This is a genomic window from Propionivibrio pelophilus DSM 12018 (genome assembly GCF_059569095.1).
This window is the reverse complement of the sequence record NZ_JCANUT010000025.1, coordinates 1-14,702: the sequence shown is the minus strand read 5'-3', so window position 1 is coordinate 14,702 and position 14,702 is coordinate 1. Positions and strand designations below refer to the sequence as shown.

Annotated in this window: 12 protein-coding genes; 3 read left to right on the top strand and 9 right to left on the bottom strand. The window is 62.1% G+C overall.

All coding sequences use genetic code 11. The annotated features are described in order from the left end of the window. Positions 1-89: 89 nt before the first annotated feature. The gene (locus BO74_RS11530; RefSeq protein WP_496442489.1) at positions 90-1,076 is read right to left on the bottom strand and encodes a malate dehydrogenase; all 987 of its coding nucleotides are present in this window, start codon (positions 1,074-1,076) and stop codon (positions 90-92) included. A 241-nt stretch (positions 1,077-1,317) separates the two neighbouring features. Here BO74_RS11530 and BO74_RS11525 point away from each other — a divergent pair, with 241 nt between their 5' ends. Both BO74_RS11525 and gltA (BO74_RS11520) read left to right on the top strand, forming a co-directional pair. Then, positions 1,318-1,575 carry an FAD assembly factor SdhE gene (locus BO74_RS11525; protein WP_496442487.1) on the top strand — a complete coding sequence of 86 codons (258 nt, stop codon included), beginning with the start codon at positions 1,318-1,320 and terminating at the stop codon, positions 1,573-1,575. Between the two features lie 33 nt (positions 1,576-1,608). Further along, positions 1,609-2,904: a citrate synthase gene (gene gltA, locus BO74_RS11520; RefSeq protein ID WP_496442486.1), complete on the top strand. Its 1,296-nt coding sequence runs from the start codon at positions 1,609-1,611 to the stop codon at positions 2,902-2,904. Positions 2,905-2,965: 61 nt separating this feature from the next. Here the strand turns inward: gltA (BO74_RS11520) and BO74_RS11515 are convergent, their stop codons facing one another. From BO74_RS11515 to BO74_RS11480, 8 genes are all read right to left on the bottom strand, one after another. Then, the gene (locus BO74_RS11515; protein ID WP_496442485.1) at positions 2,966-3,412 is read right to left on the bottom strand and encodes a PPC domain-containing DNA-binding protein; all 447 of its coding nucleotides are present in this window, start codon (positions 3,410-3,412) and stop codon (positions 2,966-2,968) included. A gap of 86 nt (positions 3,413-3,498) precedes the next feature. Continuing rightward, positions 3,499-5,166, bottom strand: coding sequence for a GDYXXLXY domain-containing protein (locus tag BO74_RS11510; RefSeq protein WP_496442483.1), 1,668 nt, complete (start codon positions 5,164-5,166; stop codon positions 3,499-3,501). Continuing rightward, positions 5,163-6,155 carry a DUF2157 domain-containing protein gene (locus BO74_RS11505; RefSeq protein WP_496442481.1) on the bottom strand — a complete coding sequence of 331 codons (993 nt, stop codon included), beginning with the start codon at positions 6,153-6,155 and terminating at the stop codon, positions 5,163-5,165. Before BO74_RS11505 ends, BO74_RS11510 begins: the two co-directional genes overlap by 4 nt. 274 nt (positions 6,156-6,429) lie before the next feature. Continuing rightward, complete coding sequence (locus tag BO74_RS11500; RefSeq protein WP_496442480.1) at positions 6,430-8,616, bottom strand: ferredoxin; 2,187 nt, start codon at positions 8,614-8,616, stop codon at positions 6,430-6,432. A 91-nt stretch (positions 8,617-8,707) separates the two neighbouring features. Next, positions 8,708-9,661: a thiamine pyrophosphate-dependent enzyme gene (locus tag BO74_RS11495; RefSeq protein ID WP_496442478.1), complete on the bottom strand. Its 954-nt coding sequence runs from the start codon at positions 9,659-9,661 to the stop codon at positions 8,708-8,710. Between the two features lie 9 nt (positions 9,662-9,670). Next, positions 9,671-11,548, bottom strand: coding sequence for a 2-oxoacid:acceptor oxidoreductase subunit alpha (locus BO74_RS11490; RefSeq protein WP_496442476.1), 1,878 nt, complete (start codon positions 11,546-11,548; stop codon positions 9,671-9,673). Positions 11,549-11,587: 39 nt separating this feature from the next. Continuing rightward, positions 11,588-13,078 carry an NADPH-dependent glutamate synthase gene (gene gltA, locus BO74_RS11485; protein WP_496442474.1) on the bottom strand — a complete coding sequence of 497 codons (1,491 nt, stop codon included), beginning with the start codon at positions 13,076-13,078 and terminating at the stop codon, positions 11,588-11,590. Between the two features lie 43 nt (positions 13,079-13,121). Beyond that, positions 13,122-14,006 (bottom strand): sulfide/dihydroorotate dehydrogenase-like FAD/NAD-binding protein, encoded by an 885-nt coding sequence (locus BO74_RS11480; RefSeq protein WP_496442472.1) that lies wholly within the window; start codon positions 14,004-14,006, stop codon positions 13,122-13,124. Between the two features lie 457 nt (positions 14,007-14,463). On the opposite strand from BO74_RS11480, the gene BO74_RS11475 reads away from it, so the two are divergent. Beyond that, positions 14,464-14,702 (top strand): helix-turn-helix domain-containing protein (locus BO74_RS11475; RefSeq protein WP_496442470.1); only part of this gene is annotated, 239 nt, incomplete at its 3' end.

Sequence of the window (14,702 nt, the reverse complement as noted above, 5' to 3'; positions counted from 1 at the left end):
AAGACAGGATTTTACCGTGGGGTGTCCAAAGGATGGACGAAAAAAAGCCGCAGACCTGCTGCGGCTTTCCGTAACCGTGAGACGGCTGTTTAAAGCATGCCCTTGACAGCGTCGGCCTCGTCGGTCAGTTCCTTGAGCGTCTTGGCGATCTTTTCCTGGGCAAAGGCGTCGATCTCGATGCCCTGGATGATCTTGAACGAACCGTCCTTGCATTCACACGGGAAGCCGAAAACGATGCCTTCCGGGATGCCGTAGGAACCGTCGCTCGGGACGCCCATCGTAACCCAGTCCTCGGAACCGAGGACCCAGTCACGGATGTGATCGATGGCCGCATTGGCCGCCGAGGCGGCGGACGACAGGCCGCGGGCTTCGATGATCGCCGCGCCGCGCTTGCCGACGGTCGGCAGGAACACGCTGTTGTTCCAGTGATCGTCGTTGATCATCTTCTTGACATTGTCGCCGTTGGACGTGCAGTGACGGTAGTCGGCGTACATCGTCGGCGAGTGGTTGCCCCAGACGACCAGGTTCTTCAGGCTGTCGACCGGGCGTCCGGTCTTGCCGGCCAGTTGCGACTTGGCACGGTTGTAGTCGAGGCGCAGCATGGCGTGGTAGTTGGCCGGGTTGGTACGGCCAACCTTCATGGCGGCGGAACGGGCGATGTAGGCGTTGGTGTTTGCCGGGTTGCCGACGACCAGTACCTTGACGTCTTCCTTGGCGTTTTCCGCGATGGCCTTGCCCTGGATGGTGAAGATGGCGCCGTTGGCGGTCAGCAGGTCGGCACGCTCCATGCCGGGGCCGCGCGGACGGGCTCCGACGAGCAGACAGATGTCGGCATCCTTGAAGGCGATGTCCGGGTATTCGGTGGCGAAAACGCCGTGCAGCAGCGGGAAGGCGCAATCATCGAGCTCCATGATGACGCCCTGGCAGGCCTTCTGGGCTTGCGGCAGGTCGAGCAGTTGGAGGATGACGGGTTGGTCCTTGCCGAGCATTTCGCCGGACGCGATGCGGAAAAGCAGGCTGTAACCAATCTGACCAGCGGCACCGGTGACGGCGACGCGGACGGGGGCTTTAGACATGTTGCAACTCCTGTGGATAACAAAAGGCTGGAACAAGGCAATCAGAGGCAATTGTCGCTGCCTGAGACGACCCCGTTCAGGACGGTAAAAACAGCCTTGGATCATAAGTGGGAAGCCCGAATGAGTCAATTGTTGAATGGTTGTCGTATAACTTCTTTGGAGTGGTTTTGCGCCGTGTTGGACCGCTTTGAGCAAGTGTGCTAAATCTGCTGCCCGGATTCTTTTTGGTTAAGGAGATGACATGCTGAACGATACGGATATCAAGCGTCTGCGCTGGAAATGTACCCACCGCGCGCAACTGGAACTGGATGTGCTGCTCGGGAACTTTCTTGAAAAGCACTTTTCGAATCTGGGCCCGGAGCAACAAGAGACATTCGCGAAACTGGTGGAGATGGAAGACAGGGAACTGTGGCCATTGGTCGTCGGAAAGCGCGAATGCGACAGCCCGTTACAGGCTGAAGTGGTCAAGTTGCTCGGGAGTGCACGCGTCATAACCTGAATATCAATCAAATACCCCGACGGGAGAGATTTCATGACATCCGAACGTAAGGCAACCCTGATCATCGAAGGCCGGGAACCGGTCGAGTTTCCGATTCTGACCCCGGTGCATGGCAACGACTGCATCGACATCCGGGCGCTGGGGGCCAAGACAGGGCTGTTTACCTACGATTCGGGCTTCCTCTCCACGGCGTCGTGCAGCTCGACGATCACCTTCATCGACGGCGACAAGGGCGAACTGCTCTATCGCGGCTATCCAATCGAGCAACTGGCCGAGAAGTGCGAGTTCCTCGACGTGGCGTACCTGTTGCGCAACGGCGAACTGCCGAATGCCGAGCAGAAGAAAACGTTCGTGAACATCATCAAGACGCACACGATGATCCACGAGCAGATGGCGCGCTTCTATCAGGGCTTCCGCCGCGACGCGCACCCGATGGCGGTGATGGTGGGCGTGGTCGGAGCCCTGTCGGCGTTCTATCACGAGGCCGAGGATTTCTCGGACCCGACGCAGCGCAGCATTAATTTCAACCGGATCGTCGCCAAGTTGCCGACCATCGTGGCCATGGCCTACAAGTACTCGATGGGCGAGCCGTTCATGTATCCGCGCAACGATCTACCTTATACGGCCAACTTCATGCACATGATGTTCGGCACGCCCTGCGAGAAGTACGAGCCGAACCCGGTGCTGGTACACGCGCTCGACACCATCTTCACCCTGCATGCCGACCACGAGCAGAACGCTTCGACGTCGACCGTGCGTCTCGCCGGGTCGTCCGGTGCCAATCCGTATGCCTGCATTTCGGCGGGTATTGGCTGTCTCTGGGGGCCGGCGCATGGTGGCGCGAACGAGGCTTGCCTGAAGATGCTTGAGGAAATCGGCGACGTTTCGCGCGTGCCGGAATACATCAAGCGCGCCAAGGACAAGAACGATCCGTTCAAGCTGATGGGCTTTGGCCACCGTGTCTACAAGAACTTCGATCCGCGCGCCAAGTTGATGCGCAAAATCTGCAGCAATGTTCTTCAGGAACTCGGTCTGGAAAACGATCGTCTGTTCAAACTGGCGCTGGAACTGGAACGTATTGCGCTGGAAGACGAGTATTTCGTCGAGAAGAAGCTTTACCCGAACGTCGATTTCTACTCCGGTATCGTGCAGAAGGCGATGGGCATCCCGACGTCAATGTTCACCTGCATCTTTGCGCTGGCGCGCACTGTCGGCTGGATGGCGCAGTGGGAGGAAATGATCACCGATTCCGAGCAGAAGATCGGGCGGCCACGCCAGTTGTACGTTGGTGCGCCGCGGCGCGACGTACCGCCGGCGGATCAGCGCTGATTTTTTAACGACAAGAGAAGGGCGATAGCGAAGGCTGTCGCCCTTCTCGTTTATGGGGCGGTCAGGGATTCAGCAACTTGAAGCCGGGCAGCCCGGTTTCGAAACGGCGAACCGCCGTGCTGTCGCGCAATTCGACGACGATGATTTCCATGACGTGCCAGACCTTGACCCCGGGACGGACACAGCCGACCGCGACCGAGTCCTTGCGGCCGAACGCCATGTGAACGTGCGGGATGGGGTTGCCCTGCTCGTCGGGGAAGATGGTTCCCACGCCGGAAATTTCGTGAGCATCTTCGAGTACGCGCTCGACGAAAACCAGCGGATCGGCGCGACCTTCTTCCGTTCCGGCGACCAGTCGGCTGCCGGCGTCGGCATCACCCAGGGCAATCAGTCCCGCTGCCGAGACACCCTGCTCGCGGGCGAAACGTTCAAGACATTCGTGGACGATGTCGCCGTCCTCCAGGCGGATGACGAACACGCGTCCGAGGGATGCTTGGGAATACTTCATGTGGGCTCCTTTGGGGGGAAAAGCGTGCCTGCGAGACTACCCAGAAATGGGCGTGTTCGACAAGGAGCCTGACGAAGATCACGCCATCAAGGTGTTTTGGTGACGATGGGGCGGAGGGCTTCGTCCGCCATGCCGACCAGCAGGGCTTTTCCGTCGGGCAATACGCGGAATTCTCCATATTTCGCCTTCTGCCAGCGCTCTCCTTCGCCTTCCCTGAAAAACCAGGCGTCGGTGACGACGACCCAGCGGCCATCCTTCGGGCTCATTTCAAGGAGACTCTCATCCTTCGCCAGGGGGTGACGATCAGGATCGTGTTCACGCTGAACCGTCGCGACATTGCGGGCATCGAGCCTGATCACCAGCAGCGGCCGTTTGCCCATCATTGCCTCGGGCGACGGCAAGTCCAAAGTGTTCAGCGTGGCGAAGCGCAGCTGCATGTAATCCCCCTGCATCAGCGAGCGCGGATCAACGGGGGCCAGCGCAAGATACAGCGGCTTGCCGCGCGAGATCAGGTCTTCCTTCTGCCAGATGCCCAGGTTGATCGCCAGCAGCGTGGCAAGCGAACCGGCAAGTACTCCCCAGGTGCGGCGCGACGTGAACGGGTGGAAGAGGGGCGTTGCCGTGCCATTGCCTTTGAGGCGGTACCTTGTCGTCGGAAAACGCCGCCGATCCTGAGCGGCCAAGATGGCCATTCCCAGCACGAGACCGATAGAGATGAGCAGAAGGGCCTTCTCCGAAAGAGCCCATTGAAGCTGGTAATAGAAGCTGCCGACGATCCAGACGGAAGCGGCCGCGCTGGCGCCAGCGAGCCGCCAGCGGTGGGTGATGGCAGTGATTGCCATCGCCAGAACCGGGGCCCCGAGCATCGGAAGAAACCAGGCCAGGATGGTGAGTGCCGCTGCAACCACGACGAACAAGGGGTGACGAAGGCCGTGCCAGCTCCGTGCCGAGAGGAAGGCGGCTGTCAGGACAAGGGCACAGGACAGTAACTGAAGCGCAAGCGCCAGGCTGCGTGGATGTCCGCTTCCGGGATCCCATGAATGGAGGTGGCCAAGTGCTTCGAATCCCATCGTTCCGGAAAGGAGAAATGTGGCGCCCGCGATCCAGGCGAATCCGATCAAGGTGCTGATCAGCCAACCGGTCGCCAGACTCTCGATGGCGGCGGCGATACTTACGCGGATGTTTTGCAGCCATAGCGCCAGCAACCAGGCGATCAGCAATGCGTGCAGCGAGATCAGTCCATCCAGCTGAGCGTGGCGCCAATGCCATGCCGGCCAGAGCCCCTGATACAGCAGGCCAGCGGCACCGCATCCGAGCAGAACGCGGAGCCATGCAGGCCGAAGCATCGTTGCGACGCCGAGTGTGATTGCCAGCATTCCCCATGCGCCAACGGTGGCTCCCATATCGTCGAAGCAGCCGACGGCCAGCAGCGCGAGGCCGACGAGGAGTACAGGAACCGCGAGTTGCTCGACAAACAACGGCAAGTCGCTTGAGCGCAGTATGGCGATGGCGGCTGCCAAGGCGAACCCGCCGACGAGATAGGGGCCGGCTCCGGAATAGATGGTGTTGCCAAGCATTGTGCCCAGCAGGAGGAATAGCGGGATGGCGGCGAACCAGGCGCCGATGGCGGTCAACAGGACAACGGGCCACGGCCGCGAGTTGTCCGGCGCGAACACGGTATCGGCCGGCAGGATGCCCGCGTTGATCCCGGCAAGGATCGTCTCTTGTGTCGACGGGGCGGTTTTCGTTTTCAAGCCGTCTCACCTTCGATTCCGGATGCGGTGTTGTGCCGGCGCGCAATTTTCAGAATGCAGGCAACCGATGCAGCCAACAGTGCCGCGGCGGAAAGGGTAATCAGCAATAGCCCGCCGAACCAGTCGTTTCGCCACAGGCTGTCGCCGAGCGCATTTGTCATTCCAGAGACCAGCAGCGCGTTCAGCCCCAGGGTCGTCATGCTGAGGACAAAGACGTCAAATCCTGCTTCGGTACTGAGCCAGGCGGCGCAAGCCGCCAGAAGAAACAGGCCAAAATGGAAGGCCGGCAGGGCGTGGCCGTCGAACAGTCCGGCGAGGGCCGTCGTGGTGATTGCCGATACCGCCAATGCAGCAGCGGTCCGAAAACTCCATACGCCAGCGCCTGTGTACCTTTTTCCTTGCGGGCTTACCAGAGCGACCATCAAGAGCGCGGCAAACCAGCCGGCCAGATGGGTATGAAGCAATCCGGGGTTTACATACCAGCGATGGCCTGAATACGTGTGAATCCATGACGCAATGGCCGTTGAAGTGATCAGGGCCCACGGCGTCCAGAGCAGATCGCTGCGTGCCCCCCAGCACAGCGGCAGGGACAGTACCGACCAGAGGGCAAACAGCAGCCAGGGATCGGCTCCAGTCTGATAGGTCTGCCCGAAATACGCGAACAGCGCGCCGATGCCGAGCAGCGCCAGAAGTCCGAGTGGCGCGCGCATGCTCAAACGGAGGGCAGCGCACAGTCCGGCGAGCAACACCAGTCCTTGCAGCAGGGCGAAGTGAGCGAATCTTCCGAAGTGTTCCCAGTTCGCGGCGATCCACATCACAACGCCCAGTCCTCCGAGCGCGGCTGCCAGCGCTGCAACGACTCGCGGCAGCGTCGTGTTCAGCGCGGCGGGTTCGGTGCCCAATCGTGCCTCGTTGAGCAGCCATTGCGTCTGTTGTGGAGTGAGTTCGTGTTTTGCTGCCAGTTCAAGCAACTCGTGTCGAAGAGCCATTTGTTATTGATGTGGAGAAGGGCTGTTGTCCAAAGGGCTGTGAACCAGGGCGGGCGATCCATCATCGCCGCCGTGCCGGACGTCGAGGCGAGCAGTCTACGCGCTGGCGTTCCCGGCTAAACGGCCTTGCAGCCTTATTCCCTGTCTTGTGGAGAAAAAAAGCAGCGGAATGGTAACAGCCGGAATAATTATGTACTAGTCATTTTTATTCCGGGCTGCGATCGCAATGCTCCGCCGCGCGACCGTAGGGGGCGCACGACGGAGGGATCGTCGGTTACATGAACGCTTCCGCTCGCTTGATCAGATCGTCCAGCCCCGCTTCACTCGGGTTGCGCGGCTTGCCGGGGTGGATGATTGCGACCTGGCAGTTCTCGGCGGCTTCGACGAGCTGGGCGTAGGTGCCGGCATTGATGTCCTTGATGTAAGCCTGTTTGTTGCCGTCGTAGGCGAACATCTTGTCGTTGATCTGGATGCACTCGTTGCACGAGGCGCAGCGCGGCGTTTCGATGTAGGCCTCGTCGGAGAGGTGTTCCGCAGCCGGTTCAACTGGCGTCGCTTCGGCGGCAGCGGGTGCCGCAGGCGACGGCGCTGCATCCGCGGGGGCACTGGCGACGGCGATGGCCTTTGCACTTTCTTCCCAAGCCGAGCGCTCACGCGCCAACAGTCGTTCGGCGTGCGAATTGTGGATGCCGCCGAGTTCCTGCAGGCTGTTCCACATCGACAGGCAACGACGTGCCTCGCGGACGATCTTTTCGGTGACGATGACCTTGTGCAGTCGGTCGTCCGGATCGACCATCAGAAGCGAGGGGAGTCGATCGATTCGCTCGATGTCGTCCCGCTTGTCGCGAGCGATGATCTCGCCGGCATCGGCCAGCCAGTCACGCCAGTGCGACTTGGGTACGTCGGCGAAGAACTTGCGGTAGCGGGCGTCGCAGGCGACGAAATCGATCAGCGTGAAGGGGCGCTGTTCGCTGACACTCTGGCATGCCGCATCTTCGTAGGTGATCCGGTGGGATGGCCAGTCGACTTCGGGCTGCGGGTTCGTCTCCAGCGAGAAGCGCGAGGCCCAGTCATTGCCGGCCGTCGGATCCATCGTGAAGGCCGGAAAAACGCGCGCTTCGAGCGCCGCTGCGCCGACCAGATAGGGCGGCACCTGCCCGTGGCCGCTGGCAACGCCGGAGAAGATGCTGAACAGTGCTGGTCCGGAGCAGTCGAGTCCACGGACGATCTTGTCGCGCAACCGGAACAGCGCGGAGGCGGGGGCCTGCACGACGAACACGCCAGCCATGCCCAGCGCCATGCGCGCGAGCTGCCGGCTGCGCAGGGCGAAGGCGAGGTGGCCGTTGCTGATCGGCGACTCCTCGATGACGTCGTCGGTCTGCACCAGTACCTTGATCGGCAGGTTGAGCGACATGATCTCGGTCAGCGTTCCCAACTCGCCGCCGGGCAGTTGCTCGGCGTGGATGCGTGCCAGGTAGTCCGGGAACAGCGCCATGTCGCGAGGGTCAAGGCCGTTCTCGCCGAAGGATTCGAAGAGACGGTCGTGTTTCGACTCGCTGTACTCACCGCGCACTTCCAGTTCGGCAATGGCCACGGCCTTGGAGAGTTCAATAGCCTTGGGCAGGCGCTCACGGTAGGCCCTGATCGCCTCGCCGCAGGAGTCGAAGGCGAAAACGTAGGGCTTGCTGGTCGAATGCGGCGACGGGAAGAATTGTTGCGTCTTGAGCGTCGTCAGCAATTTTTCGATGCGCTTCTTGCGGTTCTTGCTCAGGTTTTCCTTCGGGGCGGATTTGCTCAGCAGTTTCGACATGACGTCGAAATCGAACTGGTCCATCGGGCCGGAGCCGAAGGTGCGCTTGAGGTTGGCGGCACTGCGGCCGGCGTTGGAGTTGGCAAAGTCGGCCTGCAGGATTTCCGAGAGCTTGATCACCAGCCGGTCCGCGACGTCGCCGAAGCGCCGGGCGCGTTGCGTCTGGGTCAGCGCCCAGACGTGACCGATCAGCTGGAAGGGCATCGCGCCGTTGCAATCGACGACCTCGCCATCGGCCTTGAGGTTGGCGCGGGCTCGTGCCAGGCTGTCGGCGACCGGTTTGTCGTTCTTGCCGAGTTCCTTGGCCGCTTTGTCCCACAGGACCGAGAGTTTGCCTTCCTTGCCGGTCGCGGCCTGCGTGCGAATGTGCTGCTCAAGTCGCAGCACGTGCTTGCGGATTCGCTCCCCGTCAGTGCCGCGGGCAATCTTGTCGAGAATGCCGTCGATCAATCCGGAGAGCGATTCGACGCACGGGGCGCCCGCTTCGTCCTTGAGCAGGAGCAGCGGAAAGTCGTAACGCATCGTCGTTAAATCCCGGTAGCCGGCGAAGAGCGCGGGACGCAAGTCGAGGCGGTCGATCGTTTCCAGGTTCGGCGTGTTGGCTTTTCCGGAGAGGAAAAACGCTACGTGGGCTTGCAGATCAGCTTCCATAAGTGGGTGCCATCTCTCTAGTCGTTGGTCAAGGCGCGTCCCGCGTTGTTTCCGATTGCCGCGGGCGCGCTGGTCGCGTCGTGTTTCCTTTTCAGACGGAGTATTTGTCCAGCTCGGCTTCGAAGTTCGTCCGGATTGCCTCGGTCGTGCGCAGGGCGCCGCTGTGGCGGGTGTCCTCGTAGCACGGCACGTTCGGGTTCCGGTAAAGGATGCCGACCGGAATGGTCTCGGTGTCGGAGGCGATCTCGCGGGCACGGTGGATGTCCATCGGATCGTGCTCGACCTGGTTCTTGTACACCCGTGCGAGTCCTTGGCTGATCTGGATGCCGTCGGCGTGATGCACGAGCTGCACGCGATCCGGATCCTGTACCCACGGCTCCAGCGACTTGGGCAGCCATTCCGGGCAGCGCTGGATGATGCGCACGAACGAGAAGCCCTTGTGGTGGTAGGCGGCCTTGACGATGTCGAACAGCGTTTCCGGAATCCAGTCGACCGCCTGGGCGATGAACGAAACGTTGGAAACGCCGAGCGAGACGGTCAGTGGATTGAGTGCGTCGAGGTAGCTGCCGCGCGGCGTGGTGTTGCTCTTGGTGCCGATCGGCGAGGTTGGCGACGCCTGCTTCTTGGTCAGCCCGTAGATCTGGTTGTCGTGCAGGAACACGGTCATGTTCATGTTGTAGCGCAGCGCGTGGATCCAGTGCGCCGCGCCGATGCTGCAGCAGTCGCCGTCGCCGGTGTTGACGAAGACGGCGAGGTCCGGGCGGGCCATCTTGACGCCTTCGGCAACCGGGAAGGCACGGCCGTGGATGCCGTGGAAGCCGTAGGTCTTCATGTAGTGCGGGAAGCGGCTGGAACAGCCGATGCCCGAGACGAACACGGTCTTTTCAGGACGCAGTCCCTCGTCGCGGCACAGCCGCTGGACGGCGGCCAGGATGGCGTTGTCGCCACAGCCGGTGCACCAGCGGGGCACGCCGCTCTGGTAGTCTTCAAGCGCCGACTGCTCCTTGTACAGGTCGAGCAGCTGCTTGGTGGCGGATGTCTTCATGCGTTTCCCCTATTTCTCGAGTTTGTTCAGGAGCACTTGGCGGATCGTGCGCGGCTTGACCGGCTGCCCGCGGACTTCCGTCCAGCAATCGACGTCGACCAGATAGCGCGAGCGCAGCAGCGTGGCCAGCGACGAGTAGCGGCGACTGTCTTCGTCGATCAGCTGATCGTCGGGGCGGTCGCTCCAGTTGGTCTCGATCGTCATCACCTTCTTGAAGCGCTTCATGATGTCCTTGATGCCGGGCTGCATCGGCTGCAGGAAACGCAGATGGATCGAGGCTACCTTCTTGCCTTCGGCGCGCAGCGCGTCCACCGCTTCCTCGATCGCGCCCTTGGTACTGCCCCAGCCGATGACCAGCAGGTCGCCTTTTTCGGCGCCGAACACTTCGGGCGGCAGCAGCGTCTTCTGCAGCGCAGCGAGCTTCAGGCTGCGCGCGCGCAAGCCTTCCTGGTTGATGTCCGGGTCGTAGGCGACGTGGCTGTCGCGGTCGTGCGCGAGGCCGGTGACGGTGTGCATGCCGCCGGGCTGGCCTGGAATGAAGCGGCGGGCGATGCCGGTGACCGGATCCCAGTCATACGGGCGTGCACCGTCCGGCACCGGGCTCTGATCGATCGGCGGCGCCAGCCAGGATTCCTGGAACTGCGGCCGGTCGAAGGGCTGCTGCGACGACGACAGGCTGGCGTCGCTGAGGATGACGACAACGGTGTTGAAGGTCTCGGCGATGCGGCGGGCAGTGATCACCGAATAGAAGCAGTCTTCGATCGTTGCCGGCGCCATCACGACCTTCGGCGCGTCGCCGTGGCTGCCGAAGATGGTGGTCATCAGGTCGCCTTGTTCGACCTTGGTCGGCTGGCCGGTGCTCGGGCCGCCGCGCTGGACGTTGACCACCACCAGCGGGATCTCGGCCATCACCGCGAGGCCGATGGCTTCCTGCTTGAGCGAGTAGCCGGGGCCGGAGGTAATGGTCACGGTGCACTTGCCGGCGTAGGAGGCGCCGATGGCGAAGGCGCAGGCGGCGATCTCATCCTCGGCCTGATGCACGATGCCGCCGACCTTCTCGAAGGCTTCCGACAGGTAGTGGGAGGCCGAGGTGGCGGGAGTGATCGGGTACATCGCACAGATGTCCATCCCGGAGGCCATCACGCCGAGCGCCAGCGAGGTGTTGCCGTTGATCGAGATCTGCTTCTTGTCGGTCGGTGTGGCCGGGATCTGGAAGCAGAAGTCGATGTTGGCTTCGGCCCACTTGTGCCCGGCTTCGAGCAGTTCGACGTTGGCGTCGATGACGCTCTTTTCCTTCTTGCCGAAAGTCAGCGCAATCTGCTCGCGGGCGGCCTGCAGGTCGAAGTTATAGATGTGGCAGAGGATGCCCAGCGCGAACATGTTCTTGCCGCGCCGCGCGTTGGTAGTGAGCTTGAGACACTCCTCTTCCATCGGGATCTCGTGGACCTTGTAGCCGGCCTTGACCAGCCGGTCGTACGCCTCGGCGTAGGAGCGCGCGATGTTCGGGTCCGAGTGGGTGCGCCACATGTTTTCCAGCAGGATGATGCAGCCGGGCTTCAGTTCGCGGGCATTGACGCGGCCGAGCAGTACCTGCTCGTTGAAGGCGACGACCAGATCCGTTTCGTCGCCGCCGTTGGTGACGTAGCCGGAGCCGATGCGGATGCGGATGCCGCTGGCACCAGCGACGCTGCGGGCCGGCGGGCGGATTTCCGCGGGAATGATCTCGGTGGTCCAGATGCCGTTGCCCATGCGGGCGGCGATCGAGCCGAGCGACTGGCCGCAGCGCTGCGCGCCTTCGCCGGAATCGCTGATGATCTCGACGATGTGCTCCTTGAGTGTGACGCACGTCTTCTTGCCGGCTTTCTTCGATACTCTCTTCGTAGTCATAGGTGGTTATTCCAGATTCGCGGTTGAGCGGTGGCCGGCCTAGGCCCGGATGCGGGCGAAGTTGCGTTCGCCTGTGTCGATGCCGAACAAGGTGTCGCCGCCGGAGCGGTACGGGCGGTTGCTGTCGCGGATGCCGAGATAGGCCTTCATGCTCGCGGCCGCGCGACGTCCGGCGCCCATCGCCTCGATCACCGTCGCGGCGCCGGTGACGATGTCGCCCCCCGCGAAGACGCCGGCCAGCGAGGTGGCGAGGTTTTCATCGGTATCGATATAGCCCCACTTGTTCAGGCGCAGCCCGGAGGTTTGCCCCATGATCGGGTTGGCGTTGGTGCCGATGGCGTAGACGACGAGGTCGCACTCGAAATCGAACTCGCTGCCAGCCACCGGTACCGGGCGGCGGCGGCCGGAGGCATCGGGCTCGCCGAGTTCCATGCGCACGCAGCGCATGCCCATCACGTTGCCGTGGCCGTCGTCGAGAATCGCTACCGGGTTGGTCAGCCAGTGGAACTCGACGCCTTCTTCCTCGGCGTGGTGGATTTCCTCGGCGCGGGCCGGGGCTTCCTTGTGTGAACGGCGGTAGATGCAGTACACCTTCTCGGCGCCGAGGCGCAGCGACACGCGCATCGCATCCATCGCCGTGTTGCCGGCGCCGACGACGGCGACGCGCTTGCCGATCGGCTGCGGCGTGTCGAAACTGGGGAATTCCTTGGCGCGCATCAGGTTGCAGCGGGTGAGCAGCTCGTTGGCCGAAAGCACGCCGTTCAGCGAATCGCCGGGAATTCCGAGCATCGTCGGGTAGCCTGCACCGACACCGACGAAGACCGCGTCGTAGCCCATTTCGGAGATCATCTGCTCCAGCGTGAACAACCGCCCGACCAGCGTGTTGCACTCGAACTTGACGCCGAGCTTCCTGAGGTTGGCGATCTCGGCGTCGATCACCGCGTTGGGCAGGCGGAAGTCGGGGATGCCGTACTTCAGTACGCCACCGGCCTGGTGGAAAGCCTCATAGACCGTCACGTCACAGCCGGCCTTGGCCATGTCGGCTGCGCAGGCCATGCCCGCCGGCCCGGAGCCGACGATGCCGACCTTGAAGCGGGTCGGTTCGATATGCGGGATGTTGGCCCAGCCTTCGCGGATTGCCGTGTCACCGACGAACCGTTCCAGGCGGCCGATGGCGACGGCTTCCAGCGTCTGTCCGACTGTGCATTGGCCTTCGCACTGGTTTTCCTGCGGGCAGACGCGGCCGCAGATCGCCGGCAGCAGGCTGGTCTCGGTCAGGATGTCGTAGGCGCCGCGAAGATCCTTTTCGTTGATTTTGCGGATGAAACCGGGAATGTTGATGCCCACCGGGCAGCCGGAAACACAGGGCTGGTCCGGGCAGAACAGGCAGCGCTCGGATTCGCGCATCGCGTCGTCCGGATGGTAGCCGCAGGCTACCTCGTCGAAATTCCGCGCACGTACCGCCGGATCCTGTTCGCGCATCGGCGTCCGTTCCTGCGGGATGCTTCGTATCGTCCTTTTCTTGGCCATGGATAGTTACCGTGTGCTGAAACGTTGAGAAGGGTGGGGCGGGTTACTTGCTCTGCGCGGCATCGACCGCCTTGTCGATCGACTTCTGCATCCGGCAGCCCTTTTCCCAGTGATCGAGCGCCATGCGTTCTTCCTTGGTGTAACGGCGCAGGCGGGTCATCAGGTCGTCGAAGTCGACGAGGTGACCGTCAAAGTCAGGGCCGTCGACGCAGGCGAACTTCACCTGATCACCGATCTTCACGCGGCAGCCGCCGCACATCCCGGTGCCGTCGACCATGATCGGGTTCAGGCTGACCATCGTCTTGATCTTGTACGGGCGGGTCGTCTCGGCACAGCTCTTCATCATGATCGGCGGGCCGATGGCGATTACTTCGTCGATGTCGGTATGCTTCTTGATCGCCTGCTCGATGCCGGCCGTCACGCGACCGTGCAGGCCGACCGAGCCGTCGTCGGAACAGATGATCAGTTCGTCGCAGATCGCGCGGAACTTGTCTTCCCAGAACACCAGATCCTTGGTGCGGAAACCGATGACGCCGATCACGTAGGCGCCGCTCTCCTTGAGCGCACGCGCCTGCGGATAGACCGGAGCGACGCCGAGGCCGCCGCCGACGCAGACGACCTTCTTCGCGTGCGACTCGGGCGTCGGGATGCCCATCGGCCCGACCAGCCCGTACAGCGAGGTGCCGACCTTGCACTCCTGCTGCATCTGGCGGGTCGTTTTACCCACGGCCTGGATGACCAGGGTGACCGTGCCCTTGGTCCGGTCGAAGTCGGCGATGGTCAGTGGCACCCGTTCACCGTGTTCGTTGAGCATCACGATGACGAACTGCCCCGGCTTGGCCGCCTTGGCCATCAGCGGATGGCTGATTTCCAGCAGAAAGGTGACGTCGGAGAAATCCTCGCGTTTTACGATTTCAAAGTGTGACATAGACCCTCTCGAACCCGGACAAGGCCGGCGTTGGGATGGATGGGGAAAGAGAAGCTGAAAGGAAATGCGGAAGGAAAAACGGGTAAGGAAAGGGTGGGCAACCGGAACGTTGCCGAGTGGTAGGTGGCGAAGATCGTTTCTAGCGACACGACTTGCGATGCCCTTCCTTGTTTTACAGCAGGATCGATCCGTGCCAGGGGGCGCCGTGCGGGACGCATGAATGGGGAAAACAGGCGCTGTTCCGTTGTGTTTCTATTATTGCGGACGCGCTCAAGAAGCCTTTGAACCCCACCCTGCAACCAACCAGCCTGCCCACTGCCATGCGGGACTTGCCTATTTTTCGCGTGATCCGTTGTGTCGGCAATTGAAAGATCGTCATGATCTGGTGCTGTTTCCGAACTATAGATTCGGCCCGAATAACGCTTGAATTTCGGGTTGTTGTCCCGACATGGGAATGATGGAAACGACAGAAAAAGAAGTTCAAACGCTGGAGCAGTTGTATGCCCTACGCAAGCAAGCGGTCCGGCTGCACAAAAGCGGGATGCGTGTGATGCAGATTGTCACGGCGACGGGGCTCAGCTGGCCGGGCGTACGCATGGCCCTGGACTTGTACGAAGCAGGCGGCATGGTCGCCTTGAAGCCCTCCGTACGCGGGAAGAAACCGGGTACGGGTCGAAGCCTGTCATCGGAACAGGA